At 60.0% G+C, this 25,713-nt stretch carries 32 protein-coding genes and 2 pseudogenes; 17 read left to right on the top strand and 17 right to left on the bottom strand.

The features are described 5' to 3' along the window. The 5 genes from ccoS to X739_RS137525 all read left to right on the top strand — a co-directional run. On the top strand, nt 1-126 hold a 126-nt coding region (gene ccoS, locus X739_RS1000000168880; protein WP_023796509.1), incomplete at its 5' end, for a cbb3-type cytochrome oxidase assembly protein CcoS. A 66-nt stretch (nt 127-192) separates the two neighbouring features. After that, nucleotides 193-696, top strand: coding sequence for a CBS domain-containing protein (locus tag X739_RS01000000166855; RefSeq protein WP_023796508.1), 504 nt, complete (start codon nt 193-195; stop codon nt 694-696). After that, complete coding sequence (locus tag X739_RS1000000171000) at nt 681-965, top strand: BON domain-containing protein (protein WP_023796507.1); 285 nt, start codon at nt 681-683, stop codon at nt 963-965. The genes X739_RS01000000166855 and X739_RS1000000171000 overlap by 16 nt, the downstream gene beginning before the upstream one ends. Before the next feature lie 497 nt (nt 966-1,462). Then, nucleotides 1,463-2,569 (top strand): copper-containing nitrite reductase, encoded by a 1,107-nt coding sequence (gene nirK / locus X739_RS137520; RefSeq protein ID WP_023796505.1) that lies wholly within the window; start codon nt 1,463-1,465, stop codon nt 2,567-2,569. Nucleotides 2,570-2,622: 53 nt separating this feature from the next. After that, nucleotides 2,623-3,492: an SUMF1/EgtB/PvdO family nonheme iron enzyme gene (locus X739_RS137525; protein ID WP_032924577.1), complete on the top strand. Its 870-nt coding sequence runs from the start codon at nt 2,623-2,625 to the stop codon at nt 3,490-3,492. A gap of 57 nt (nt 3,493-3,549) precedes the next feature. On the opposite strand, the gene X739_RS137530 is transcribed toward X739_RS137525, so the two are convergent. After that, nucleotides 3,550-4,725 (bottom strand): NnrS family protein, encoded by a 1,176-nt coding sequence (locus X739_RS137530; RefSeq protein ID WP_023796503.1) that lies wholly within the window; start codon nt 4,723-4,725, stop codon nt 3,550-3,552. A 96-nt stretch (nt 4,726-4,821) separates the two neighbouring features. After that, entirely contained in the window at nt 4,822-5,259 is a 438-nt protein-coding gene (locus X739_RS137535) for a pseudoazurin (RefSeq protein WP_023796502.1), read from the bottom strand. A gap of 147 nt (nt 5,260-5,406) precedes the next feature. On the opposite strand from X739_RS137535, the gene X739_RS137540 reads away from it, so the two are divergent. After that, entirely contained in the window at nt 5,407-6,108 is a 702-nt protein-coding gene (locus X739_RS137540; protein ID WP_031252629.1) for a Crp/Fnr family transcriptional regulator, read from the top strand. Between the two features lie 3 nt (nt 6,109-6,111). On the opposite strand, the gene X739_RS137545 is transcribed toward X739_RS137540, so the two are convergent. The 3 genes and pseudogenes from X739_RS137545 to X739_RS137550 form a co-directional block, all read right to left on the bottom strand. Further along, nucleotides 6,112-6,327: a DUF1858 domain-containing protein gene (locus X739_RS137545; protein WP_023796500.1), complete on the bottom strand. Its 216-nt coding sequence runs from the start codon at nt 6,325-6,327 to the stop codon at nt 6,112-6,114. Between the two features lie 158 nt (nt 6,328-6,485). After that, a pseudogene (locus X739_RS01000000166850) lies at nt 6,486-7,180 on the bottom strand (VIT family protein). A gap of 4 nt (nt 7,181-7,184) precedes the next feature. Continuing rightward, the gene (locus X739_RS137550; protein WP_023796497.1) at nt 7,185-7,703 is read right to left on the bottom strand and encodes a cytochrome b/b6 domain-containing protein; all 519 of its coding nucleotides are present in this window, start codon (nt 7,701-7,703) and stop codon (nt 7,185-7,187) included. A 215-nt stretch (nt 7,704-7,918) separates the two neighbouring features. On the opposite strand from X739_RS137550, the gene X739_RS0136175 reads away from it, so the two are divergent. From X739_RS0136175 to X739_RS137560, 3 genes are read left to right on the top strand one after another with little or no spacing between them, the layout of a single operon-like run. Beyond that, nucleotides 7,919-8,692 (top strand): FMN-binding protein, encoded by a 774-nt coding sequence (locus X739_RS0136175; protein ID WP_031252628.1) that lies wholly within the window; start codon nt 7,919-7,921, stop codon nt 8,690-8,692. A gap of 25 nt (nt 8,693-8,717) precedes the next feature. Further along, nucleotides 8,718-9,440 (top strand): FAD:protein FMN transferase, encoded by a 723-nt coding sequence (locus X739_RS137555; protein ID WP_245273983.1) that lies wholly within the window; start codon nt 8,718-8,720, stop codon nt 9,438-9,440. Next, entirely contained in the window at nt 9,437-10,948 is a 1,512-nt protein-coding gene (locus X739_RS137560) for an RnfABCDGE type electron transport complex subunit D (protein ID WP_023796494.1), read from the top strand. The genes X739_RS137555 and X739_RS137560 overlap by 4 nt, the downstream gene beginning before the upstream one ends. A 7-nt stretch (nt 10,949-10,955) precedes the next feature. Here the strand turns inward: X739_RS137560 and X739_RS137565 are convergent, their stop codons facing one another. Genes X739_RS137565 through X739_RS137575 form a run of 3 tightly spaced genes read right to left on the bottom strand, consistent with a single transcriptional unit; the run spans nt 10,956 to nt 13,233 of the window. Next, nucleotides 10,956-12,299: a HAMP domain-containing sensor histidine kinase gene (locus X739_RS137565; RefSeq protein ID WP_023796493.1), complete on the bottom strand. Its 1,344-nt coding sequence runs from the start codon at nt 12,297-12,299 to the stop codon at nt 10,956-10,958. Beyond that, nucleotides 12,299-12,964, bottom strand: a complete 666-nt coding sequence (locus tag X739_RS137570; protein ID WP_023796492.1) for a response regulator transcription factor — start codon at nt 12,962-12,964, stop codon at nt 12,299-12,301. The genes X739_RS137565 and X739_RS137570 overlap by 1 nt, the downstream gene beginning before the upstream one ends. Continuing rightward, nucleotides 12,964-13,233: a PepSY domain-containing protein gene (locus tag X739_RS137575; protein ID WP_245273982.1), complete on the bottom strand. Its 270-nt coding sequence runs from the start codon at nt 13,231-13,233 to the stop codon at nt 12,964-12,966. The genes X739_RS137570 and X739_RS137575 overlap by 1 nt, the downstream gene beginning before the upstream one ends. Before the next feature lie 185 nt (nt 13,234-13,418). On the opposite strand from X739_RS137575, the gene X739_RS137580 reads away from it, so the two are divergent. From X739_RS137580 to X739_RS137590, 3 genes are all read left to right on the top strand, one after another. After that, nucleotides 13,419-13,652: a hypothetical protein gene (locus X739_RS137580; RefSeq protein WP_023796490.1), complete on the top strand. Its 234-nt coding sequence runs from the start codon at nt 13,419-13,421 to the stop codon at nt 13,650-13,652. Between the two features lie 120 nt (nt 13,653-13,772). Next, nucleotides 13,773-14,240, top strand: coding sequence for a DUF2231 domain-containing protein (locus tag X739_RS137585; RefSeq protein ID WP_023796488.1), 468 nt, complete (start codon nt 13,773-13,775; stop codon nt 14,238-14,240). Between the two features lie 130 nt (nt 14,241-14,370). Continuing rightward, nucleotides 14,371-15,069 (top strand): CBS domain-containing protein, encoded by a 699-nt coding sequence (locus X739_RS137590; protein WP_023796487.1) that lies wholly within the window; start codon nt 14,371-14,373, stop codon nt 15,067-15,069. 551 nt (nt 15,070-15,620) lie between these two features. Here X739_RS137590 and X739_RS137595 read toward each other — a convergent pair. The 4 genes and pseudogenes from X739_RS137595 to X739_RS137605 all read right to left on the bottom strand — a co-directional run bounded on the left by X739_RS137595 (nt 15,621) and on the right by X739_RS137605 (nt 19,895). Beyond that, nucleotides 15,621-15,890 (bottom strand): DUF6455 family protein, encoded by a 270-nt coding sequence (locus tag X739_RS137595; protein WP_023796486.1) that lies wholly within the window; start codon nt 15,888-15,890, stop codon nt 15,621-15,623. Between the two features lie 62 nt (nt 15,891-15,952). Further along, nucleotides 15,953-16,385: pseudogene (locus X739_RS01000000166845) on the bottom strand (NUDIX domain-containing protein). A gap of 70 nt (nt 16,386-16,455) precedes the next feature. Continuing rightward, a complete protein-coding gene (mgtA, locus tag X739_RS137600) occupies nt 16,456-19,086 on the bottom strand; it encodes a magnesium-translocating P-type ATPase (RefSeq protein ID WP_023796484.1) in 2,631 nt (876 codons plus the stop codon). Continuing rightward, a complete protein-coding gene (locus X739_RS137605; protein WP_031252624.1) occupies nt 19,086-19,895 on the bottom strand; it encodes a universal stress protein in 810 nt (269 codons plus the stop codon). Before X739_RS137605 ends, mgtA begins: the two co-directional genes overlap by 1 nt. Nucleotides 19,896-20,095: 200 nt before the next feature. Between X739_RS137605 and X739_RS137610 the strand changes: the two genes are divergently transcribed. Then, nucleotides 20,096-21,652: a PAS domain S-box protein gene (locus X739_RS137610; protein WP_023796482.1), complete on the top strand. Its 1,557-nt coding sequence runs from the start codon at nt 20,096-20,098 to the stop codon at nt 21,650-21,652. Next, nucleotides 21,639-22,253 (top strand): response regulator FixJ, encoded by a 615-nt coding sequence (gene fixJ / locus X739_RS137615; protein ID WP_023796481.1) that lies wholly within the window; start codon nt 21,639-21,641, stop codon nt 22,251-22,253. Before X739_RS137610 ends, fixJ begins: the two co-directional genes overlap by 14 nt. Here fixJ and X739_RS0136155 read toward each other — a convergent pair. Beyond that, the gene (locus X739_RS0136155) at nt 22,250-22,522 is read right to left on the bottom strand and encodes a hypothetical protein (RefSeq protein WP_023796480.1); all 273 of its coding nucleotides are present in this window, start codon (nt 22,520-22,522) and stop codon (nt 22,250-22,252) included. The genes fixJ and X739_RS0136155 overlap by 4 nt on opposite strands. Further along, nucleotides 22,479-22,715, bottom strand: coding sequence for a hypothetical protein (locus tag X739_RS1000000169755; RefSeq protein WP_156940060.1), 237 nt, complete (start codon nt 22,713-22,715; stop codon nt 22,479-22,481). Before X739_RS1000000169755 ends, X739_RS0136155 begins: the two co-directional genes overlap by 44 nt. A 168-nt stretch (nt 22,716-22,883) precedes the next feature. Here X739_RS1000000169755 and X739_RS137620 point away from each other — a divergent pair, with 168 nt between their 5' ends. Both X739_RS137620 and X739_RS137625 read left to right on the top strand, forming a co-directional pair. After that, nucleotides 22,884-23,123, top strand: a complete 240-nt coding sequence (locus tag X739_RS137620; RefSeq protein WP_023796479.1) for a lipoyl domain-containing protein — start codon at nt 22,884-22,886, stop codon at nt 23,121-23,123. 68 nt (nt 23,124-23,191) lie between these two features. Next, nucleotides 23,192-23,578: a hypothetical protein gene (locus tag X739_RS137625; protein ID WP_023796478.1), complete on the top strand. Its 387-nt coding sequence runs from the start codon at nt 23,192-23,194 to the stop codon at nt 23,576-23,578. 106 nt (nt 23,579-23,684) lie between these two features. Here X739_RS137625 and X739_RS137630 read toward each other — a convergent pair whose 3' ends face one another. Together X739_RS137630 and X739_RS137635 are read right to left on the bottom strand one after the other, a co-directional pair. Further along, nucleotides 23,685-23,960 (bottom strand): cytochrome c, encoded by a 276-nt coding sequence (locus tag X739_RS137630; protein WP_245273984.1) that lies wholly within the window; start codon nt 23,958-23,960, stop codon nt 23,685-23,687. Between the two features lie 91 nt (nt 23,961-24,051). Beyond that, on the bottom strand, nt 24,052-24,435 hold the full coding sequence (locus X739_RS137635; RefSeq protein ID WP_031252621.1) for a phasin family protein: 384 nt from the start codon (nt 24,433-24,435) through the stop codon (nt 24,052-24,054). A 202-nt stretch (nt 24,436-24,637) separates the two neighbouring features. Between X739_RS137635 and X739_RS137640 the strand changes: the two genes are divergently transcribed. Then, entirely contained in the window at nt 24,638-25,462 is an 825-nt protein-coding gene (locus X739_RS137640) for a universal stress protein (protein ID WP_023796475.1), read from the top strand. 59 nt (nt 25,463-25,521) lie between these two features. Here the strand turns inward: X739_RS137640 and X739_RS1000000170190 are convergent. Then, nucleotides 25,522-25,713: hypothetical protein (locus X739_RS1000000170190; RefSeq protein ID WP_210164774.1), on the bottom strand; the 192-nt coding region annotated here is incomplete at its 5' end.

Here is a 25,713-nt window from a genome sequence, read left to right as displayed (position 1 = left end):
GCACTCGGCCTCTCCGGCTTCCTTTGGGCGTTGAGAAGCGGCCAGTACGAGGATCTCGATGGCGCGGCGGAGCGCATTCTCGTCGACAGCGACGAAGGCGCGGAGAATGCCACTCGTTCCAAGTGACTCAGATCAAAGCGCCGCGGGTCGGGATGTCCTATCGTCGTCTGACGAAAGATCAGGAGGGTGAGGATGCAAGCCGAATCCATAATGACAAAGCCAGTCATCACGACGGATGCGAACGCGACGATCGCCGAAGGGGTCGAGCTCATGCTTTCAAACAAAATCAGCTGCCTGCCGGTAACGAACAGCGACGGCACCCTGGTTGGCATTGTAAGCAAAAGCGACTTCTTGCGTCGAGAGGAACTTGGCACCCAGCGTGTGCGTCCGCGCTGGCTGGAGTTTGATCTTGGCCCGGGTACAACCGCCAATGACTATATGCGATCGAACGGACGGATCATCCATGAGGTGATGACCCCACACGTCATCTCGGCGCCTCCTGGCGCCGCGATTACAGATATTGTCGACTTGATGATGCAGCATCGCATCAACAATGTCCCGATTGTCGATCGGGAAAGGGTCGTCGGCATCATCACGCGAACTGATTTGCTGCTTGTCCTGATCCGCGCCATANGATTGTCGATCGGGAAAGGGTCGTCGGCATCATCACGCGAACTGATTTGCTGCTTGTCCTGATCCGCGCCATACCAAAACAGGGCACCCCGCCACCCGATGACGACCTGATCCGCAAGGCTATCCTTGCCGAGCTGCAGCCACAAACCTGGAGCGGTGGTGACTTGATCGATGTGAGGGTCAGCAACGGCTTTGTCGAACTGAGAGGGGCAATTGTCGATGAGCGTCAACGGAAGGCAGCGATCGTTGCGGCTGAGAAGGTTGCCGGCGTCGGGCAAGTCAAGGACGGCCTCTTCNGAGCGTCAACGGAAGGCAGCGATCGTTGCGGCTGAGAAGGTTGCCGGCGTCGGGCAAGTCAAGGACGGCCTCTTCCTCAATACGGATCCGTTCTCTGTGATGGTTTCGTAGCGGTGAAAACGCGCCAGGCAGAGTCCCATCGGGGTTCTGCTCCCTTCCCACATCCCTTGGACATGAGGTCGTCTGCGAGTTCCATAGCGCCGTCATGGTTGGCGAGCACGCTGTCGGCAACGACGACGCCCGTCCTGACGGAAATGCGATGGCCGTTGCCCTTTTTCTTGGTAGGCTTGGCCACCGAGCGAATTCTGATCTTCTGTAAAGACAATGCGGGCACTGATCTTCAGGAGCCAATGACTGCGGACGCTTGCAGAAAGCCGCTGCTGCATCTCAAAACTTTGGCGCACAAGATTGCCGCAGTCCGAGGGCCGTTGTTGTTCCGATTAATACTAACCAATTTGCGCCAGCGCAAAGAGACGCTGCGTCAGGTCAGATACCTTGTGCTCATCCGCAACGGTAGAGACAGGAGATTGACATGATCACGCGACGCGAAACCCTTTTCGGAGCGGTGATTGGTGCCGCCGCCGTGGCCGCGCTGCCCGCATTTCCGGCAACGGTGACGAAGGCCGACATTCGCGGGCTGCCCCGCGAAAAGATCAAGCTCGTCTCGCCACCGTTCGTGCATCCGCACGACCAGGTGGCCAAGGGCGGACCGAAGATCGTCGAATTCACCATTACGATCGAGGAAAAACCGATGGTCATCGACGCCGACGGGACGCAGCTCAATGCAATGACTTACAACGGCTCGATCCCGGGCCCGCTGATGGTCGTGCACCAGGACGATTATGTCGAACTGACGCTCATCAATCCTGATACCAACTCCCTTGCCCACAACATCGACTTCCATGCCGCGACCGGTGCGCTCGGCGGCGGCGCCCTCACCTTGATCAATCCCGGCGAACAGGTGACGCTGCGCTTCAAGGCCACCCGAACGGGAACGTTCGTCTATCACTGTGCCCCCGGCGGACCGATGATCCCGTGGCATGTCGTCTCCGGCATGAACGGCGCCATCATGGTGCTGCCGCGCAACGGGCTCAGGAACGACAAGGGTGGACCGGTCAAGTACGACAAGATCTTCTACATCGGCGAGAGCGACTTCTACATCCCGCGCGACGAGAAGGGCAATTTCAAGAGCTACGAATCGGCGGGCGACGGTTACGATGACATCGTCAAGGTCATGCGCGGGCTGATCCCGACGCACGTCGTGTTCAACGGCAAGGTCGGTTCGCTGACGGGCGACAACGCCATGAAGGCGAAGGTCGGCGAGACCGTGCTGATCGTGCATTCGCAGGCCAACCGCGATACGCGGCCGCATCTGATCGGCGGGCACGGCGACTTTGTCTGGGAACAGGGCAAATTCGCCAATCCCCCGGCCAAGGATCTGGAAACCTGGTTCATCCGCGGTGGTTCTGCGGGCTCGGCGCTCTACACGTTCCTGCAGCCGGGTGTCTACGCCTACGTCAATCACAATCTGATCGAGGCCGTGGAACTCGGGGCGACCGCGCACTTCATGGTCGAGGGCGAGTGGAATGATGATTTGATGACGCAGGTCGAGGCGCCGAAACCCATCGCCACCAACTGACGGCACTCCAATTTACCCGGACAGCGACGCTGTCCGGGGTATGGACAAAAGCCATGTCTCCTTACATCCTGAAGGTTGCCTCAGTTAGCCTGGCCGCCGCTGCTATCCAGGTAGGGCTCTCGGTACCGGCGGTCTTCGGGGATCGACAGCCCCACCCCACCGCTATGACGGTTGTCTTGCTTTCCGGTTCGATCACCTACCCGACGCCGGGCGAGTTCCTCAAGGATGGACGCCCGCAAGCCAATCCCCGCCTCAAGCGACAATTCAACACCCCTCTTGAAATCATGACCTATCAAGTTGGCGCGGCCGACTATGCGGCCTGTGTCGCGGCTGGCAGCTGCCCACCGCCACAGGAAATGCGCACGATCCCAGTCAGCGCGCCTGTGACCGGTGTGAGCTATCTCGATGCCAATGCCTACGCCCGGTGGTATTCGGACGTGACCGGCGACCAATGGCGGCTGCCATCCGACGAAGAATGGGCGTTTGCCGCGGCGGAGCGGTTCGCCGGCGAATTCGAGGGCGTCGAAAACGACGCTAGCAACCCCGCCAGGCGTTGGCTCACCAGCTACAAGGCCGAGGTGGACCTCAATCGCAAACCGGACCCGTTGCCCAGGAGCCGTGGCTCTTTTGGCATGAATTCCCTGGGCCTCGCCGATTTTTCCGGCAACGTCTGGGAGTGGACCTCGACCTGCTATGTCCGCACCACGTTGGCTGCCGATGGAAGCGGTGTTGCAAGTTCGGTCGACAATTGCGGCGTCCACGTCCTTGAGGGACTTCACCGAGCCTACATGTCGAACTTCGTCGGCGACGGAAAGAGCGGCGGCTGTGCCGTTGGCACGCCTCCGGACAATCTGGGATTCAGGCTGGTCCTCGACCATCGAGGATGGGTGAACCGTATCCTCGGCCATCTCGGCATTGCCTGACAATCTGAAGCGGCTGCTCCATTCGCGTTCCGACGGTGGCCTGCTCTCCCCGCCGGCTCACCGCGCCTTTGGCGTCATCAATGCATTGCCGTAGACCAGAATGAAGCCGGAAAATGCCGCCACCCAGCCCGCACCGGCAATGTCGATCACCGCGCCAGAGGGGACGAAGGCGGCCAGGATTCTCAATGATCCAGCGAGAAGGACGGCCACGAAGATGGACGAGGCGCCTGTTCCAGCCTTGAGCGCTCGCCCGGTGTGCCCGAGCGTTGCGCGGGTCATCACGGCAAGCGTCATCGCGCCGACCGCACCCGTTCCGAGTGCGTGAAGTCCCGCCGCCGCCGGCACGGCATCGGGGAAGAAAATCGACGCCGAGACAAGGGCGAGACCGACCGGAACAAAGGCATATGCAAGATGGAGGATGAGCACGAGCGGATCCCGCAATGTGCGCTCGCCAGCCCAGCGCGACAGACGCCAAGCCTGGCAGAGTGCGGCGACGGCCATAAGCATTCCTGAGACACTGTTATCGGGGGCGAAAGACCATGCTCCCAGCGCGACGGCTGAGATGGCTAGTGATGCAATGTCAAAACGGTCGAACGGCGCAGGCAGCCTGCCAGGATTTTCGCGGACGAGCCAGTTGCGCGTGAAGCTCGGAATGATGCGCCCACCGATCAGCGAGATGAGCATGATCGCCGCAGCCATACCGAGCCTGCGGCTGATGTCGGATGTGCCTTGAAGGTGCGCCTCGATGTGGAACGCGCCATTGGCGCCAGCAAGGACGGCAAGCGGCAGCAGCACCTTGAGATTGCGCCAGTTGCGTCCGGCGACGATCTCGCGTGCCGCCGCCGCAGCGACCGCAATCAGAAAAGCGCCATCGATCACGGCGGCGGCTTGCCAGCCGATATCCGCCGAGAAGAAGACAGCGGCGCGGCCGGCAAGCCACAGGACAACCAGCGTCAGCAACGGCGGTCCCCGCACGGGCAGCCGGCCCGTCCAGTTCGGGATGGCGGTCAGCAGGAACCCGGTAACGATCGCCGGCAGATAGCCGAACAGCATCTCGTGGATATGCCAGTCGACCGGGACAAACGCACTGTGGGCAACAAGCTCGCCTGCGTACATCGGTAGCCAGAGCAGAATGGAGAGCGCGGCATACAGCGACCCGAGGAGGAAGAAGGGCCTGAATCCAAAGGAGAGAACCGCAGGGCCGGAATAGCTCCGCAGGCGTGAAACTGCCATGACTGCATCCTCAGATGAAAAGGGCGGGATGAACCGCCGCCCTCGGTCCGTCCGGCCCGTACCCCGCCCCCTTACGGCAGGCAGACTGTATGGTGGTCAGTTGGCCGGAATCTGGGTGAACAGGTCAGCGAACACCGTTTTTGCCTTGCCAGGATGCTTGACTGCCTTGGCGGCATCGAGATTGGCCGGCTTGCCGACAACGATCAGCGCGACCATCCCCATGCCATAGTGGGGCGCGCATTTGACGCCGTAAACGCCCTCCTTCGTCAGCGTAACGGTGATTTCCTCGCTGGGCTTGCCCTTGAAAGGCTCAGCGCCATCCGGAAGCATGCCCTTGATCGACTCGGCGTCGTGGGTCTTGTCGGTCGGAACGAACTTGACGGTGTCGCCAGGTGCGGCCTTGACGAAGGCCGGCTGGAAAACCATGGCGCCCTTTTCGCCCTTGTTGAGCATTTGCACCACGTGCTCTTCCGCACTTGCACCGCCGGCGAGCGCGAGGAGGGAGATTGCGGCGGCGAGGATGGAGAGTTTCATCGATTTGTCCTTTGTTTCGTCTTCGCGGCGTTGCGCCGTTCCATGCCATTTAGCCTGATGCGGCAGAGGACAATTTGCGCTGGCGCAAACTCGGGATAAGAAAGGGTTGCCGCACGATTGATGCGGAAAGGCCGTGAGGAAATTCGCTTGGTTGCGCTAGACCGATCGCTGATATCACGGCTGGCCCTTTTCCAAGGGATGGCGCCCGAAGAGCAAAGCGAGCTTCTCAGAGGCGCTCGATCGTCACGCTATGCCAAGGACTCAACGATCTTCGAGCAGGAAGCCGAGGCCCATTCCTTCTTCGTGCTGATCGCCGGGCACATTCGGGTGGTCCGCACCACGCCTGACGGACAGCAGGTCATCGCGAGATACATCAGCGAAGGCGAGATCTTTGGCGTCGCCGCAGCGCTGGGCCGGACGACCTACCCCGCCACCGCTGTCGCGGCGGTGGATTGCGTGGTGCTGGCCTGGGCCAATTCTCTATGGGCGGAATTGGCGCGCCGGTTCCCGGTGTTTGGGGCAACCACATACAAGACGGTTGGAACCAGGCTGCAGGAGACCCAGACGCGGGTAGTCGAGATGTCCACGGAACAGGTGGAGCAGCGGGTTGCGCATGCGCTGTTGCGGCTGGCGAACCAGACCGGCCGTAAGACCGACAGCGGCATCGAAATCGATTTTCCGATCTCGAGGCAGGACATCGCCGAGATGACGGGTACGACGCTGCACACGGTCAGCCGGCTGCTGAGCAAGTGGGAAGACAACGGAATAATCCTCAGCGGGCGCCAGAAAGTCACGGTCAAGGATGCACATCGTCTTGTGGTTCTGGCCGAGAACCGGGACAAGGGTTGACCGTCACCATTCTCCTCGAACAGTCGCTTCGAGTTTGACGAGAAAGTCGTCCTCATCGATCTGATGTTCCCGGCACGCCTCAGTCACTGTGTGGAATGTGCCGATCGGACAGCCGACGCAGAGCATGTTGTGTCTCAACATCACCGCCACCGTTGCCGGCCATTTCCTCATGATTTCGTCGACGACCATGTCGGGGTTGATCGAACTGCGCTGTTTCACGATGAAGTCTCCGCGATTTGCGAAGCGTCTTCATAAATGCGGCTCTGGCTTCCGTCGTTGCGCTTTCGCAACTTCGTAGCGCTGACACCTGAAGGGCCGGATTCTCTTGCGCAAGAAATGGCGCTCGTTGCATCTACCGAGATCGAAGCCGGACCAGATCAGATGGCGGTACCAACCACGGCGCCAATGCCGGCCGTCAGCGCCATTGCCAGGGCACCCCAGAATGTGACGCGAAGGGTTGCCCTCATCACATTGGCGCCGCCGGCTTTCGCGCCGATGGCACCCAGCACAGCCAGGAATAGGAGCGAGGCAACAGACACGGTTGCTGCAAGCCAGGCTGAAGGTGAAACAAGCACCATCGCCAATGGCATGGCCGCGCCAACCGAAAATGCAGCCGCCGAGGCCAGCGCCGCCTGGATCGGTCTCGCCGTCGTCACCTCCGAAATACCGAGTTCGTCGCGTGCATGAGCGCCGAGCGCGTCCTTGGCCATCAACTGGTCGGCGACCTGCAATGCCAGCGTTGGCTCCACGCCCCGCTTGACATAGATGTCGGCAAGTTCCAGTCGCTCGAAGTCTGGTTGCGTGGCCAACTCTCCTTTCTCGCGGGCAAGGTCGGCTCGTTCGGTGTCGGACTGCGAACTGACCGAGACATACTCGCCGGCCGCCATAGACATCGCGCCAGCTACCAAACCCGCTATGCCGGCCACCAGACATTGGAGGCCGCGGCATTGGCTGCAGCCACGCCAACGATCAGGCTGGCCGTCGACACAATGCCGTCATTGGCGCCAAGCACTGCGGCCCGCAGCCAGCCTATGCGCGAGACGAGATGGTTTTCCGCATGCAGGCGGCTCATGATGTCACCGCGCACGCCGGGCGGCCGGCCGCAGCATCCTGATGAGCACGCCGGATTTTACATAAAAATGTTGCCATAGAGCGGCCGCCGCATGGAGGGAGACGATAACGATGATAACTGGCTTGGCGAGTTCATGGATGTCGCCCATAGCAGCAAGTTGGAAGTACCATGCCAAAGCTCCGGTTATCGGCATGCCGAAAATGAACACGTAAAGCATGAAGTGGGTTGCCGTCGCGATCCGCTGCAAAGCGACGCTTTCTTCTGCCGGGGCAACGGGGACGCCACGCTGCAAGCGGACGGCAAGGCGCCAGACCGCCAGCACCAGGACGGTCAAGCCGACATAGACGTGAATGGTGGCGTTGAAGATGTCGCCAGCCGCCGGTTCGATGCCGCGCGAGAATGCCCGATAAGCTGGCTTAATGTCCTCTCCCAACAAAAGCTGCAGGATGATCAGCGCCGCGATCGCCCAATGCAACACAATCTGCGTTGCCGTATATCCGGTCGGCTCCTTGGCAACGGTCATAGGCAACAATCTCCCTTAAGAGGACCGTCCTACCTTGCGGCTTAGGCGACAGTCTTGATTTAGGACAAATCAACTTCCTGTCTCCCATTGCCCTTTCAGGGGCCCTCGCAGCTTTAACGCGGCTGACAGCCCGTTGTCAGCTTGGTCGTGGGATATTGCATCCGAGCGGACCAGAAGGATCGCCCCGCAAGATTGAACGTGGAAACACAATGCCGATGAAACAGATTGCCTTGTCACTTTTCGTGATCGCCGCCTCCGGAGCTTATATATGGGATCAGGCCGGCAAGGATCCGGCAAACGATATGCTTGGCGAAGCGCTGCCGGCCAACGCAGCCCAAGCGCCTTCCGTGCAGCCAAAAGAGTCGTCATCCGCTGCGACTTTGCCGGGGCTTCGGACCTTGCCGGCACCCCTCAATCCCCGGTTCAGCACAAGGTCCCCGATTTCTCGCGAAACGACGCCAGGGATAGCAAAGCGCGCTGAACGGCCAATTGATCCAGTCAGGCAGACTGTGGTTCCGGTGGCACCACAACCATCGCCAACGCCACCGGCTCAGCCAGTGGCTCCGGCTGTCTCCGATCCTGCGGCGTCAGCACCTGCATTCGCCGTAACTCCTGCCGTCTACATGCCAGTTCCGCAGCCGAGGCCGGCATATCGGGATGCGCCAGCACGTGTCGTGCGGGTGGGCATGAAGCTGGCCGCAAAGAGCTATGCCGACGGCGTCTACACCGGCCCGCCCGCTGATGCCTACTACGGCATCATCCAGATTCAGGCCCTCGTACAGGGCGGGCAGCTTACGGCGCTGAAAGTATTGAAATATCCCTCCGATCGCCGCACCTCCATCAACATCAACAGGCAGGCGTTGCCGATGCTGCGCGACGAGGCGATCAGCGCCCAAAGCGCCAATGTCGACATTATTTCGGGTGCGACGCTAACCAGCAGGGCCTTCATCCAGTCGCTGCGCGGCGCGCTGAAGAAAGCGTCGTCGTAGTAAAATGCGTGAAACGCGCATTCTGATGGGCATGCCCATTACGGTCGACGTCGGCGGTGCGCCGAACGGTGAACTGATCGACGCGGTATTCGGCTATTTCGAGCACATCGACCGGCGCTTCAGCACATACCGGGCCGACAGCGAGATCACGGCCATCAACCGCGGCGACGTGCCTGTCGTCGACTGGAGTGGCGAGATGATGGAAGTGCTCGCTCTCGCCAGACAGACGAAAGACGAGACGGATGGATACTTCGATATTCGTAAACCCGACGGGTCGCTCGATCCTTCCGGCATCGTCAAGGGCTGGGCAATTCGCAATGCGGCCGGGATCGTTCAACGGGCCGGCATCTGCGATTTCTTTATCGAGGCCGGCGGGGATATCCAGTCTTGCGGCAAGAATGCTTTGGGTCATGACTGGAGCATCGGCATCCGCAATCCCTTCAACCCGGACGAGATCCTAAAGATCGTCTATCCCCGCGGTCGTGGTGTCGCGACCTCCGGCACCTATGTCCGCGGTCAACACATCTACAATCCACATGGGATTGGCAGTCGGATCCAGGACATCGTCAGCCTGACCGTCATCGGCGCCGATGTGCTCGAAGCCGATCGTTTCGCTACCGCGGCGTTCGCCATGGGTCGGGACGGCATTCTCTTCATCGAGCAGGCGCCTGGCCTGGAGGGCTATCTCGTCGACGCCAATGGCCGCGCCACGCCGACAACCGGGTTCGGAGCCCTTTGCCTGCCATGATCAAGACCATCGACCGATTTCTCGATCACCTGACCATGTACAGGCTGGTCCTGTACTATCTGATGGCACTGGTCGGCGCAGCGTTCGTGCTCGGCTTCGTCAAGTTGGTGCCACATGATCCGATTGCGCTTGCCTTCACGACGGCGCTTGCGCTGGCCGCCTGCTGGATCACCAACAAGGTCTTTGCGCATGCCTTCGCAGTCCCGGCCAACAACGAGTCCGTCTACATCACCGCACTCATCCTGGCGCTTATCCTCGATCCGGTTGCGGTCACGGACATAAAGGGGATCGCGGCGGTGGCATTCGCGTCCGTCTGGGCGATTTCATCCAAGTTCATTTTCGCCATCGGCCGGAAGCACCTTTTCAACCCGGCTGCGCTGGGCGTGGCGCTGTCCGCGCTGCTGCTCGACCAACCAGCCACGTGGTGGGTGGGCGGCAATCTGCCATTGCTTCCGCTGGTGCTCATTGGCGGCATGCTTATTGTCCGGAAACTGCACCGGCTTGACCTTGTCTTGACCTTCGTTTTCGTGGCGCTAGCGACCATTCTGGCGACCACGGACCCGTCGCAGTACTGGACCGCGCTTGCAGAGACGCTGGGTTCGTCGCCGCTGCTGTTCTTTGCCTTCGTGATGCTGACCGAGCCGCTGACCGCGCCGACGATGCGTTGGCCGCGTATTGCCTTTGCCGCCATTGTCGGCTTTCTGTGCGCTCCCAACGTCCATATGGGGTCGTTCTATTTCACGCCGGAACTGGCGCTGCTTGCCGGCAACCTGTTTGCCTATGCGGCTGGCCCCAAGGGACGCTTCGTGCTGACGCTCGAACGCATCGAGCAATCGGCCGTCGACAGCTTTGACTTCGTCTTCCGGTCGCCCGAGAAGCTCGCCTTCGAGGCCGGCCAATATCTCGAATGGACGCTCGGCCTCGATCGTGCCGACAATCGCGGCAACCGCCGCTATTTCACAGTCGCCTCGGCGCCGACGGAGGAAACAGTTCGACTCGGCGTCAAGTTCTATCCGCAATCAAGTGCCTTCAAGCGCGAGCTGATGACCATGAAGCCGGGTAGCACGATCCATGCCGCGCAACTGGCCGGCAATTTCACGCTGCCCGCCCGGCGTGAAACCAAGATCGCGTTCCTGGCCGGAGGCATCGGCATCACGCCGTTCCGCTCGATGCTGCAATATCTCATCGACCGCAAGGAGCGGCGACCGATCGTCATCCTCTACGGAACCGAAGGGCAGCAAGACATCGCTTATCGCGACGTGCTTGGCGCGGCCAGGCAGGAACTTGGCATCAAGACGATCCACGCTGTCGCGCGCGGTGGCGAGCGCGGGCAACATCTCGGATACATAGACGAGCGCCTGATACGTCTGGCCATACCCGACTACCTCGAGCGCACCTTCTACATTTCCGGCCCGCAGGCGATGGTCAAGGCGCTGCGCCAGAAGCTGTTGGCCATGGGCGTTCGCCGCTCGAAGATAAAGGTCGACTATTTCCCGGGTTTTGCCTGAAGCACACTCATCTGTGTCGCGGCAAGGAAATGGTCACCACCAGACCCGGATCGGCGTTGGCCATGGCAAGGCGTCCACCATAGGCTTCGACGATGTCGGAAACGATGGCCAGGCCAAGACCGCTGCTGCCGCCCTTGCTGTCGAGCTGGACACCGCGCGAGAGCGCGGACTTCCGATCAGCATCCGGTATACCTGGGCCATCATCAGCAACACTGACGGTCACCTCGTCCCAGGCAGTGGAGGCACCGACACGAACTGACAATTTTGCATAGCGCGCGGCATTCTCGACCAGATTGCCGAGAACTTCCGACAAGTCGCCTTCGTCGATTGGCGCCGTCAGATCTTCCGCGACATCCAGCTTGAACGAAAGCTGCTTGCCGCTTGGTGTCCGTTTGACGACGGCAATGACGCCAGCCGCCACGTCCGACACAAGGCAGGATGCCTTGCCGGAAACGCCGGGTGCAAGGCGGGCGCGCGCGAGCTCCCGCTCGACATGGCGCCGGATCGCTCCGGCGCTTTTCTCGATCTCGTCAGCCAGATCCGTCTCACCTTTCTTGCGCAAGGCCCGGATGTCGGCCGACAGTACTTGCAGCGGTGTCTTGAGGCCATGCGCCAGATCGGTGGCGCGCGAGCGGGCTCGCGCAAGCGCCTTCTCCTGGGCATCGAGAAGACGATTGATTTCGTCCGCGAGCGGCTGGACCTCGCTTGGCGCCACCACATCGAGCCGTGCTGATCGCTGCGCAATCACGTTTCTGACCGCAACCCGCAAGGTCTCCAGAGGCGCAAGGCCGACGGTGATCTGGATGAAGAAGGCCGCCATGAGAGCAATGGCGAGCAAAACAAGGGCTGGCGCGAGATCGCGGACATACCCATCGATGGATTCCTTCACCGTTTGATGATCTTCCGCCACGACAGCGCGAAACGATCGGCCACTGGCGTCGATGATCGTGCGCTCGACGGCGATGGTGAGCTCCCCTTGTGGCCCCTTGAATTCCTTGATCTCCCTGAATTCGCCGTTGGTTGCGCGATCAGGCAAGGCAAGCGTCGCATCCCATAATGAACGCGAGCGGACAAGATTGCCGGAACCAGTGTCCTGCACCTGCCAGTAGTGGCCGGAAAAGGGAATGGAGAAACGTGGGTCGGCCAAGGTCGCCTGGACCGAAGGACGGCCATCGGCGGCAAAATTAGTCGCGCCGATGAGATCGTTCAGGTCGACTGTCAGCTCGCTGACAACGCGCCGCTCGACATTCAGTTCGAATAGATAGCGCAATCCAACGCCGGCGACGGCAAGAGCAACCAGAATCGAGATCGTTGCCGCCAACCAGAGCCTGAACCGGATCGAGTTGCCCATCAGCGGGAATCGTCGGGCATCAGATACCCGAATCCGCGCCTCGTTTCGATGACGCCGCTCCCGAGCTTGCGACGCAGGCGCGCAACGATCACCTCGATCGTGTTCGGATCGCGGTCGTTGCCTGAATCGTACAAATGTTCGGCAAGTTCGGTCGGCGCCACCACCCGGCCGGCGTGGTGCATCAGAAACGCCAGGAGCCGGTATTCCAGTGGCGAAAGCGCAATGGGGATGCCGCGTAGCGAAATGCGCATCTGGCGTGTGTCCAAGAGCAGCGGCCCGGACCTCAACACGGGTGCCGCCTGGCCGGCCGAGCGACGCAGGATTGCCCGTAACCGGGCGAGCAGTTCTTCCATTTCGAAAGGCTTGGGAAGATAGTCGTCAGCACCGGAATTGATGCCGTCGACGCGTTCGGTCCACATGCCTCTTGCGGTCAGGATGAGAACCGGAAACCTGCGCTCGTTGGCCCGCCAACGTTTCAAGACCGTAAGACCATCGAGCTTGGGCAATCCGAGATCCAGAATCGCGGCGTCATAGTTCTCGACATCGCCTGCGAACCAGGCAGCTTCACCATCCTTTACGATATCGACCGCCATTCCGGATGCCTTGAGGGCGGTCGCGATATCGGCAGCGATACGGGGCTCGTCTTCGGCCAGGAGGACCTTCATCAGTCACCCTCCCCATCGCGCATGATGACGCCGGCCCCGGCGTCGACGTCGACGGTCGTTCGCCGGCCATCGGCACCCACGACCTGAAAGCGGTAGACCCATCTGTCGGCCTTGCGGATGAGATCCACGCCAACAACATCGCCAGGAGCTTTGGCGCGGACAACGTCCAGTATATTGGCAAGGCCCTTGATTTCGCCGCGTTCGTATAAATCCCGCGCCCGGTCATGGTCGCCGTCATCGTCCTCGTCGGCACGAGCAGCGATAGGCATGGCCAGGACAAGTCCCGCGAGACCCAGCACCGCCAAACGCTTCCATTGTCTTTTCATCGGCAAGGCATGTCGCACGTTGCAGCTTTCAATTTGCTGTCAGTTATCCTCAGCCCACAGCAAGCAAAGGGTCCATATCAGGGCATCATCGCGTCCAATCATGGCCGCGCTGAGAAGGATACGAGACCATGCGCAACTCCATGCTTGTCCTTGCAGCACTTGCAAGCCTCACGATCTTTGCCCTGCCGGCGGCCGCTGAATCGGACGAAGGATCATGTGGGGCGTCATCGTCTGTTGTCCCATCCGGTCCGATCGATCTGCAGGCCATCCCCATGCAGGACGCCTCCGCCCCGAAGGCCATCAAGGGTAGCGACGATGCGTGTGACGACCAGCAAGGCGATGAAGCCGACGACAACGACTAGGTCTTCCCTTCGCTGTGCATGGCCCACCACAGCACATGACGCTTGCCAATGTCGCGGGCCAGGGCTCGCTGCAAAGCCGGCAAATTATCAAAGTCTCTTGCCAATTTCTGGAGAGTTTTCGTGATTCCGATACAGCACATCCACCCCGTTCTTGTTCATTTTCCTATCGTTCTGATCTACACGCTTGCAGCTATCGACATCGTGGCGCTGGCAGGCGGCAGCGCCGTCACCAGGAAATCGGGCGCCGGCACGATCTCAACGTTTTTGGCCATGGCCGCCGGAGTCTTTGCAATTGGGACATGGTTCTTCGGCGGTCTTGCCCTGGATCACGCCGAAGCTGCCGGCTTCAGCAGCGATGTCGCGGAAATCCATGAAAGCCTGGGAGGTATCACTGCCTTTGCTTTTATGATCTGGGGACTTGTAAGGCTCGCACTTTGGGCCCGAAATCGCGAGTTTCGCGCTGTAACGATCGCCATCCCTTTGATCGAAATTTGCGGAGCAATGCTGGTCACGGCGACGGCCTACTATGGTGGACTGCTTGTCTACGAGCTTGGCGTGAATGTCGCCAAGACCGCGATCGCTGGTTGACCGGCAGGCGCCCGTCATTCGCGACCCACATTTGGACCATTTGCGTCGATGGCAAAATGATTCAGATCAAGGCGCTTCATGCATGGGAATTCTAAGAAGCCGGAGGTTTGGAAAACTCCGGAGAGCGAACATGCAAGCCGACGCCATAATGAGCAAGCCAGTCGTCTGCATAGACCCGTCAGCATCGATCGCCGAGGCTGCCGGGTTGATGCTTTCCAAAAAGGTCAGCGGCCTCCCCGTCATTCTCAACGATGGCAAGCTGTTGGGGATCGTCAGCGAGGGCGATTTCCTGCGACGCGGGGAACTGGGCACGCAGCGCAAGCGCTCGCGCTGGTTGGAGTTTCTCGTCAGCCCCGGAAAGGCCGCCGACGAATATGTCCGCGCCAATGGTCGACGGGTTGAGGAGGTGATGTCGCAAGATGTCGTCACGACATCCCCTGCAGCATCGCTCGCGAAAGTCGTCGAGCTCATGACGCGTCACCATGTCAAACGCATTCCGGTCGTCGAAGCTGGGAAAATCGTCGGCATCATCACCCACTCTGATCTTCTGCGGGCATTGCTCGGCGTTCTTCCCCATGGTGTCGCTACGGTCATTGATGACGAACAGATTCGCCACAACATCGCTACTGAGCTTGCGAGGCAGAGATGGGCCGGCAACGATTTGATCAATGTGATGGTGGACAAGGGTGTGGTAACACTGAGCGGCGCCATCTTCGACGAACGTGAGCGCCAGGCAGCGATAGTCGCTGCCGAAAACGTCCCCGGCGTCAATGCCGTCAAGGATAATCTCTTCTGCGCTGATCCCGTCTCGGTCGTCCTTGTTTCATAGCGGAGCAGACCATTGATCCGCAGCGAGGCACCATTGCCTCTCCGTGTTGCTAGTCCTCGCCCAAGGCTTCGCCGCGCTTAGGGCGCGACCAGGCTATCAACGGTCGAAGGAGCAACAGGGCAAAGCCAATACGCGCCGCGCCCGCAACTTCTTCTGCCAGTGCTTTGCCACCGCTGAAGCGCCGACCCAGCAAAAGCCACACCGATCCGGTGGCAGCTGTCATCACCAGTAGCGCAACCCAGAAGATTCCCACAGAGCGCGCGGCTCGATGTTCATCGGCACGATTATCTGAATAGTATCGCGCGACACGAAGGGACGCAGCGTAAATCCCGTATCCGCATGACCGCTTTCTCTCGCTTGACCTTCCCCGTCAGCAAAAGAGCGTTGGTTGGCCCTGGTGCGACAAAGAGCAGGAATGCCTCCAGAAAAAATAAAGTGTTCAACTGCCTGGTCCCGTGGATTGCAAACCTATCAACTGCAAAACGCGGTTTGCGTTGACTCTCGTCAAAACACGGGCAGAACGATATCGTCCAGGCTGAGTGCTCGAATGGCTAGCGTTGGCCGGCCGCATGCTGCAGTCGAGCGATCAGGTCGCTGTTGCGGCAATAGTCCGGCGGGTTATCGGCTTGCTGATGTTCGTCGAGCCAGACCGAGCATTCATCCTGATGCCCGCAGGAACGGCAGCGGTCCACCGCCCGGTTCGTGACTGCCGTATGGTCTGCCACGACCTTCAAATGTCTGTCGACGCCCAACTTCCGCATCATGCGGTCCATCAGGGCGGTTCTGGCATCAACTGAAATCAGGTAATCGAGAAAGGTCATGGTGATCACTCCTGCCTACTGGCCATCATTGGCATGTTGGCGGCGGGCGGCGTTGATCTCGATCAACGAGCGATCAGCTGACAACCTCTTGGGCGCTGAACCGCAGCGACGAGGAGGTCGAGAAAAGGCCGTTGACCGACAACCAGCTTGTCCCTGGCCAGTGCTAAAACAGCCATTCACCACGATCGACCTCGGCAAAGGATTGTATCCGACCGCTGCGTGGCGGCCATTCCATCTCAAACAGGTTGCTGCGCAACGTCGCGGTATCGAAGTCGGCTTCGAAGGCGAATGCCGTGATGAGTTTTCCTCCTCGCTGGCGCAACTGCCCCAGAGTGAGCAGGGCTCCCTTAGGCTGCCTGTCCATTCGCTGAATTCGCGCCGTGCCGCTGCCTCGGGCAGCTCGCTTTCGTCATACTCGCCTTTGGCAATCGACCAGGCGCCAAGAACGCGTCTTTGCCAGAACGGGCCTCCAGGATGGACAAGCAGCACCTGCAGCCACTTGCGCGATCCTCGATAGGCAGAATGCCTGCGCTTCTTTCGTCATCGCTTCAAGCCTCCGCACGGCCTATGATCTCGGGTAGGCTGCATGAGGCTTGGCCCCTCTTTCAATCGTCTGCCCAGCCCTCTTCCGGTGCGAGTTGCGGTTCTCTTGTCCGAAAAACCAGCGCTTGGTCGCCTCGGAGGCGAGTAGATAGAGCGCGGTAATTGCGACAAGCCCGGCAAGCACGGGCAGAGGCAAGGGCACGAAGCCGAACCAAGCTGCAAACGGCAGATAGGGGATCATGATCGCGATAATTCCGACAGCCAGTGTAAGCCAGGCAAGCAACGGGCTTGGACGGCTTGCCCAGAAAGCCCTGTGCGTGCGCACAATGAGCACGATGGCAAGCTCCGTCAGCAACGACTCGACAAACCACGCGGTCTGGAATGCGGCCTCCGTGGCGTGCGCGAAGAAAAGAAGGAATGCGAAGGTCGCGAAGTCGAACAGCGAACTGACCAGGCCAAAGCTGATCATGAACCGCCGCACAAAACGGATATCCCAGTGGCGAGGCCGGCGCAGTTGGTCGGGGTCGACGTTGTCGCTTGCAATGGCGAGTGAAGGAACGTCAGAAAGGAAATTGTTGAGCAGGATCTGCTTGGCCAGAAGCGGCAAGAAAGGCAGGAACAGCGAGGCGACAGCCATGCTGATCATGTTGCCGAAATTGGCGCTGGTGGTGATGGAAATGTACTTCATCGTGTTCGCGAAGGTCTTGCGGCCATCGTCGACGCCGCGCACAAGCACGCCCAGATCCTGCTTGAGTAGGATGATATCGGCCGCCTCGCGCGCGACATCGACAGCGCTGTCGACCGAGATGCCGATGTCTGCCTCATGAAGGGCAGGCGCATCATTGATACCGTCGCCAAGGTAACCAACGACATGGCCCCTGCTCCGCAAGGCCTGAACGATGCGCTCCTTCTGGTTTGGGTCGATCTCTACGAAGAGGTCGGTGTGCTGCACGCCTGCGAAGAGCGCGCTCTTGGTCAATTTAGACAGCTCGTCGCCGGTCATGATTCTGTCGGCGCGCAAGCCGATCGCCTGGGCGAGATGCGCGGCAACGTAACGGTTGTCACCAGAAATGACCTTTACCGCGATGCCGCGCTGGGCGAGCTCGGCAAGCGTCTCCTTGACGCCCTTCTTTGGCGGGTCGAGGAAAAGCAGGAAGCCCGCGAAGGCGAGATCGATCTCGTCTTTCCGGCTGAACGTTTTCGCGCTCTCAACCCGACGGATTGCCAGGCCCAGAACGCGGTAGCCGTCCGCGCTCCAGCGTCGGAATCTTTCGTCGATTGCCGCACGGTGCATTTTATCGAGAGTTTCCAGCCCCTCGGCTGTTCGCACAAAGCTGCAGGTATCGAGGACATTTTGGACTGCGCCTTTGGTGATCAGCAGGTCTTCGGCGTCCCTGGTCCGAACAACAACAGACAGCCGTTTGCGGATAAAGTCGTAAGGGATCTCGTCGACCTTCGTGAAGGGCGCCAACGATGCGCCCTCACCCGGCGTACAAGCGATCGCTTCGTCCAGCGGGTTCTTCAGACCGGTCTGCATAGTCGCGTTGAGACGTGCCCAAAGCAGGATATCGGCTGACGGATTGCCATCGGCATCAAGCCATCCGTCGAGGTGGATGACGCCTTCCGTCAACGTGCCGGTCTTGTCGGTGCACAGCAGATCCATGCTGCCCAGATTTTCAATGGCATCGAGACGGCGCACAATGACGCCATTGGCTGCCATGGCGCGAGCCCCTCGAGCCAGCGTCACACTGATGATGGCAGGAAGGAGCTCCGGTGTGAGGCCGACAGCGAGTGCCAGCGAAAACAGCAGCGATTCAATCAGGGGTCGATGCAGCAGCAAATTGGCGAAGAACACCAGGATGACGATCGCCAGCATGATCTCGGTCATCAGATAACCGAATAGCCTGATGCCTCGGGCGAAGCCGGTTTCGGGGATCTTTCGCTCGAGGGCGGCGGCGATGGATGCAATTTCCGTGTGGGAGCCGGTCGTCACGGCAAGCACGGTTGCGGTGCCGCTGCGGACCGATGTGCCCGTGAAGACCGCGTTGCTGCGCTGTGCGAGGGAAGCCTCTGGCGGCGTCCTGCCCGGTTCCTTCACAACGGGAAACGTTTCGCCGGTCAGCACGGCCTCGCTGACATTGAAATCACGCGCGTCCAGAATGATACCGTCCGCAGGGATGAGGTTTCCGGCCGAAAGCCGGATCAGGTCGCCCGGCACGATCTCTTCGGCGGCGACCGAGCACTCGGCGCCGTCGCGCAACACAATAGCCTTGCGCGAAATACGCTGTTTCAGTGCTTCGGTCGCCCGCGACGCACCAAACTCCTGGGTGAAGCTCAGGACACAGCTTGCCAGCACGATCGCGCCGATGATCGCAGCCTCCTGGCCTTCCCCGACGAAGGCCGACACGCTGGCCGCGAAAATGAGGATCAGGACCAGCGGGCTGCGGAACTGGCGGGCAAACACTGCCAAGGCCGAGGTGCTTGACGTCGACGCAGGTGTGTTTCGGCCGAATTTTGCCAGCCTCGATGCCGCTTCAGAGGAAGCAAGCCCCGAGACTGAGGTCTCAAAACGCAGCAGAAGGTCATTGGTCTCGATCGACCAATAGGCACCGTCCTGTGGCGAGATGGATTGCTGGCTGGCTTCGCCTATCATCAGTACGACATGAAGCGGTTGATGCCAGTATCTTCGATCAGCGTGCGGGTGACGCCGCCGAACGCCCATTCCCGCAACCGACTATGGCCATAGGCGCCCGAGACGATCAGGTCCGCATGGATCGAGCGTGCGAATGTCAGCAACCGGTCGCCATCAGCCTCACCGGCGATCAGCTCGGTTTGTGCCTTGATGCCATGGTGTTCGAGAAAAACCGCGACATCGGCGAGGCTGTCACGAATGCTTTCGTCGCGGTCGGTGTCAATCGTGACGATCACGACTTCGCTGGCTTTTGCCAGGAAAGGCAATGCATCAGCCATTGCTCGACGTGCCTCCCTGGTGTCCTTCCACGCCACGAGAACGGTTTTTGCAAGGATGTGCTCGACGTTGGTCGCGGCGACCAGAACCGGACGCCCGGCTCCCAGTGTCAGACTGCCGACATCCACGGCGCGAAAGACATTGTCTCCTGCCTGGCCGGTAATGATAAGATCTGCCGCCCTGGCCGAAACGCTGAGGAACCGGGTTGGGCTGCAAACAGCTTGGCCCCATTCGCTAAAGATCGACGCAGGGACCAGCCTCTCGAACTCGGCACGCAGTTCGGCAAGCCGCTTTTCGATCTCCGTCCGCTGGATCTGCATGATCTCGCCTTCGTAGACCATGCCTTCGCCGGTCGCGACCAAGGGCGCAACATCCGCAGCCGCCAGGCCGATCAGACGGGCTCCGAACCGCTCCGCGAGCTCGACCCCCGCATTTACAATGGGTGCAGGAGGCGCATCGATGGCGAGGTTGACGATGATTGACTTGTAAAACATTGCGGACGCCTTTCGCTGAACGATGGAATGCGTGATGAATTGCATTCGCCCGCGTCCAATGCCTTGATGCGCGTCAAAGATCGCCAAATGCATCCGCCAACTGCATCTGCGCCCGAAATCGTCGGCTCGATCCGTTTTGCGTGGGCGGCGAGAAGTGATAGTTAGCCTTGGCGGGACCGTCTCGAACCCAGGAAGCTTAGGTGATCAAAGACGAAGCGCTCAGTTTGTCGCCCGGCGGAACGACACTGAAGTCACTGCTGTCGCAAATGTTCGATCAGGCTCCGGGCTTTATAGCGCTCCTGCGCGAGCCAGGTCACATTTTCGAGCTGACCAATGCCGCCTACCAGCGATTGATTGGCCACAGGCACGTGATTGGAAAGTCAGTACGGGACGCCTTTCCCGAGCTCGAAGGGGATGAGTTTTTCGAACATCTGGACCATGTGTACACGACCGGCGAGCCCTTCATCGGCCACGGGGTGAAGGTTGGACTTCGCAACAAAGCCGACGGGCCGGTCGAGGAGCGCATCCTTGATTTTGTCTATCAGCCGGTCAAGGCCGACGATGGCCGTATCACCGCGATCTTCATTGAAGGCACGGATGTCAGCGATCTGTCCTTTGCAAACGCAGCACTTAGGCTGCGTGAGGACCATTTGCGATCGATCCTGGCAACAGTGCCGGACGCGATGGTCGTCATCGACGAACAGGGTGGGATTCAGTCCTTCAGCACCGCTGCCGAAACGCTGTTCGGCTATCAGTCAAGCGAAGTCATTGGTCAAAACGTGAAAATGCTGATGCCCTCGCCCTACCGCGACGAGCATGATGCCTATCTGCTTCGCTACCTGACGACAGGAGAGCGCCGGATCATCGGGCTCGGCCGGACGGTTACCGGCGCGCGCAAGGATGGCACGACTTTTCCGATGGAGCTTTCCGTTGGCGAGATGCATCCGGGGACCGGACGCTTCTTTACCGGCTTCTGCCGCGACCTGACCGAACGCCACCGGGCGGAGGCAAGAATCCAGGAGCAGCAGCAGGAGCTCCTCCACATGGCGCGCTTTACAGCACTTGGCGAAATGGCCTCGACGCTTGCCCATGAGATCAACCAGCCACTGACTGCGATTACGAACTACCTCAAAGGCAGTCGTCGGCTGCTTGAGAAGAGCCAGGACGAGAATGCGCCTGTGCTTCGGGATGCGGTCGAAAAGGCAGCTGAGCAGGCCTTGCGGGCAGGCGACGTTATCCGTCACCTGAGGGATTTTGTGGCCAGGGGCGAAAGCGAGCGCCAGGTCGAACGGCTGCCGATGCTGATCGAGGAAGCCGCATCGCTGGCCTTGGTCGGCGCGCGGGAGATAAACCTTCTCGTCAGCTACAAGCTTGACCCTGCCGCCGAACTGGTCTTGACCGATCGCATCCAGATTCAGCAGGTTCTGCTCAACCTGATGCGCAACGCGGTGGAAGCCATGCAGGACGCGCCGCGCCGCGAATTGAAAGTCACAACCATTGCCCGGGATGATGGGATGGCCGAGGTGAGCGTGATCGATACAGGCCCAGGTCTCGCGCCGGAGGTCTCGGCCCAGCTCTTCCAGCCGTTTGTAACGACCAAGAAGCAAGGCATGGGTGTCGGCCTTTCCATTTGCCGCACCATCGTTGAATCGCACGGTGGCCATATATGGGCCGAGGTCATGCCGGCCGGCGGAACCGCTTTCCGCTTCACCTTGCGCATCGTAGAGAAGGAAGAGATCACAAATGGCCGACAGTGATCTAGTGCACGTGGTCGACGACGATGTCGACGTCCGCAAATCGCTCGGTTTTCTTCTGGCAACAGCAGACTTCGCAGTACGCCTGCACGAATCGGCCACCGCTTTTCTCTCAACGGCGACTGGCCATCTCGACGGCTGCATCGTAACCGACGTGCGCATGCCGGGCATAGACGGCATCGGGTTCCTGCGCCAGCTCAGAGCGGGCGGACATACAATTCCGGTTATTGTCATGACGGGCCATGCCGACGTGGCGCTTGCCGTTCAGGCCATGAAGGAAGGCGCTGCCGATTTCATCGAGAAGCCGTTCGACGACGAAATTCTGATCGAGGCGATCCGCTCCGCGCTTGCCAACCGGAACCAGGCAAACGCGGCGCATCCCCAATCTGCGGATATCCGCGCGCGTCTGTCGACCTTGTCAGAACGCGAGCGGCAGGTGCTGGATGGACTTGTTTCGGGCCTGCCGAACAAGACGATTGCCTACGATCTGGGGATCAGTCCGCGCACGGTCGAAATCCACCGGGCCAATGTCATGAGCAAAATGGGCGCAAGCAGCCTGTCACATCTCGTGCGCATGGCGCTGATCGTGGAATCCCGACCCTAGGGAGAACCTTCGATAGGGTTGCCGGTGCTGGCCTGAACCTTCTCCTCTTCCCACTCGCGCCAGTGGGTCGGACGGATGTCGACACGGGCGCCGGTGGCGGCATTTTTCCAACCTTCGCGGCTCTTTATGCAGGGAAATACCAGCGCATGCGCCCCCTCCTCGTCGAAGACGGCGAGTTCGAGATGGCGACCATACGGTGCGCTTAGGATAGGGTTCCACATCGCATCAAAATCTTCGCAAACGATGCGTTGCGCATTGATCTGCATCATTTTCTGGAATCGCCGAAACAGCACGCGCGTTGCCGGGCGTCGGGCTGACGTGGCTAGCAGTTCTTGCGGCAGACGCCGTATCGGCATCGGTGCCGATCACATGCACGGCGCCGGCAACCCAATTGATCGCGAACGCAGCGCCAATCTGATCGGACGCTCGTCGCGACGGCTGCCTTTCTCTATAAAGCTTCATGGCCTCACTCCGTCGACTCCGGCCATCCTTAGGACAGCTGCCGCATCAGAAAATTGATCGCCGTCAAACGCCGCGCGATTGCAGCACCCTGCGTCGTACGCCGATTGATCGGGATCAAGGACCGTGCCGCGCGAGCGCATATCATTCGCTGGCATAGGGAGAATTGCGATGCACTACATCAAGGTCGATGAATCCCTGTGGATGTCCAGCATGTTGCCGGAGGGCATCCTGGAGCGCTGGTTCATTACGAGCGGTGACACAATCAAGGCCGGAGAGCGAATAGCCGAAGTTCGCGTTGAAGACGCGCTGCACGAGATTGTCGCGCCGGCAGATGGCCGGGCGACGATTGTCGCCACTGCGAATACCGTCATCGAGCCCGGCTCGATCCTGGCGACGCTGGAGTCTTAGCCCGCGTGAGGACGTCTCGTCGGTTGATCGCCCTCATTCCTCAACTATAGCCTCAAGGATGTATCAATATGCAGACCCAACATGCCGTTGCCTGGCTGGACCATCGCGAAGCCAAGGTGTTTTTCTTCAATCGTGAATCGGCCGAGAGCCTTAGGCTTGCCACCACGCTTGCGCATCATCAGACCCACAACAAGGCGGGCACCGTCGACGGCAAGCGTGCACCGGAAAACCAGTCCTTCTACCAGGACATCGTCGCGGCGCTGCAGCCGGCGAAGGAATGGCTGATCGTAGGGCCAGGATCGGCAAAAGACGAGTTGGCAAAGCATATACGCGACCACCATGCCTACTTGAAGGATCGCATCATCGGCGTCGAACCTGCCGATCATCCCACAGAGGCCCAGATCGTGGCGCATGCTCGGTCGTTCTTCCGTGCAGCTGACAGGATGTTGCCCTAGCTTGGTACGGGCCGGTTTGTTTGCGCGTTAACAGCCACCAGATCGATAGCCTCCATTGTGCAATGGAGGCGTCAGGTTCGGTGGGCTGCGGCGTCCATAGCCCCGATCACGGTTGCTGCAACGTGCTGATGTAAGCGATAATTGCGTCGATCTGGTCGGGGCTGGCGATCCACTCGGGCATGTCTGGATGGCCAGTCGAAATCCCCTCAGCGAGGGCCTCCTCGAGATCGGTGATCGGATATCGCTTTGACAAGGTGCGAAACGCCGGAGCGTCAGGATGGCTGCTCTTGTCGGTTTTTCCAATGGCGTGGCAGCGGGCGCAATTGACTTCCACCAACGCCTTTCCGTGATCAGTTAAGCTATCGGCCAGGGCTTGATGCATATGTCCGAACAGCATCAGTGCAAGGACGGAAGCCGGCAGAAAACGACGCCTGCAAAAGTTGGTCATGTTTGACGACCTCCGCATTGCCGAGCTACGCGACTGTCCTCGCCGCTATGTTCTCGATCGTGGTTGTGGCTTCCTCGCGAACCCGCTTGGCCGTTTCCGAAGCAAGCCTGGAGGTCAGTGTGGCGACCTTACCGGCTTCGCTGACATATTGCGATGTCGCATTCTGCAGGAAAGCAGCAAAGATGTCGAAAGCGTCATTGAACTCCGGACCGGTGACGAGATCGTCGGCCAGCTTGACGTCCTGTTCGCAACGATGCTTCAAAAATGCCAGCGTTTCGACGTTGTAGCGCATCATCGCCTTGAAGGCGTGCACTTGAAGTGACGCGGCAGCAAGGAAGAACTTCTGGCCATTTCCCGCAATCGGCAACAATTGTGTGCCGAATGGGGATGGTTCGGGCTGGGTGTGCATTATCGACTACTCCGTTCTGGATCTCCACAGCGCGACGTTGACGCCATTCGTGGTCATGTCCTTGATCAGGATCAACCCTCTGGCCTTGCGCACAGTACGAGCGTGCCGGCACCAACCGGTTTCGTTTGCGCGTTTGACCCGCATCAAGGTGACTCCCTCTATTTGATGGCCAAGTCGCGTCAACCGCAGATGGAATGACGCGATGGCTTTCAAGACGATCATGGTTCAACTGGACGCGGACGCGATCGCCGCGCCACGCATCGCGATGGCATGGGATCTTGCTCAACGGCTCGAGGCCGACCTGATTGGCTTCTGCGCTGCCGAGCCGCATTTTGTCCTGCCGACCGGCACTGATGACCAGGCCGCGACCAAGGCGTTGTGGTGTCAGGTGGAGGAGATAGAAGGTCGCCTCGATTGCCTGAGAGAGGAATTCCTGAGCATAGTCAAAGGCAGCAATCGTGCATCGTGGCGCGGAGAGATAGGCAATCCCACGCGCCAACTTGCGGTCAATGCGCGTGCCGCCGACTTGATCCTCACTGGCTCGCCTTTGGCCGATCTGGTGGTCGACCATCATCGTATGCTGGATCCGGCAAGTCTCATCGTTGCGGCTGGCCGTCCGATACTCGTGGCATCGGACCCATTGGCGCCGATCAAGGCCGAAAGCATCCTGATTGCGTGGAACGATACCCGGGAAGCGCGACGTGCCGTCGTCGACGCTATGCCCTTCCTGATGACCGCCAGGGATGTCGTGATCGCCACCGTGGACAATGGGAATACTGGCCCCAGGGAAAATGGAGTGGATGTCGAACTCTATCTGACGCGCCACGGGGTGAAGGCGCGATCGGAAATCTTGGATGCGCGCCGCTCCGAACCGGCGGAACTCCTCCTGCAGATCGGACAGGATATCGCGGCAGATCTCATTGTTCTCGGTGGCTACGGTCATAGCCGGGTACTGGAGAGGACCTTTGGCGGCGTGACGCGTTCTGTGCTGCGCAGCGGATCATTGCATCGCTTCATATCGAACTGAGCAAGGAGCCTCGGTGTCGTGATTTTGACATGAATCAAGGTCGTCCGTTCCTCAAGGGCCTACGTCCAACCCTTGCCAACTACGGTGTAGCCGACGCCCGCGGCACAACGGCGAGCACACAAGGAAATTCGGACATGAACTATCAGCGGTTTTTCGAGGAAGCGATCGATCAGCTCCATGCCGAGCGTCGCTACCGCGTCTTCGCCGACCTGGAGCGTATCGCGGGCAAGTTTCCGATATGACGGAAGCCG

Source organism: Mesorhizobium sp. LNHC209A00 (genome assembly GCF_000502915.1).
Lineage (GTDB): Bacteria > Pseudomonadota > Alphaproteobacteria > Rhizobiales > Rhizobiaceae > Mesorhizobium.
The sequence above is the reverse complement of the archived record's forward strand: the minus strand, read 5'-3'. Positions and strand labels throughout refer to the sequence as shown.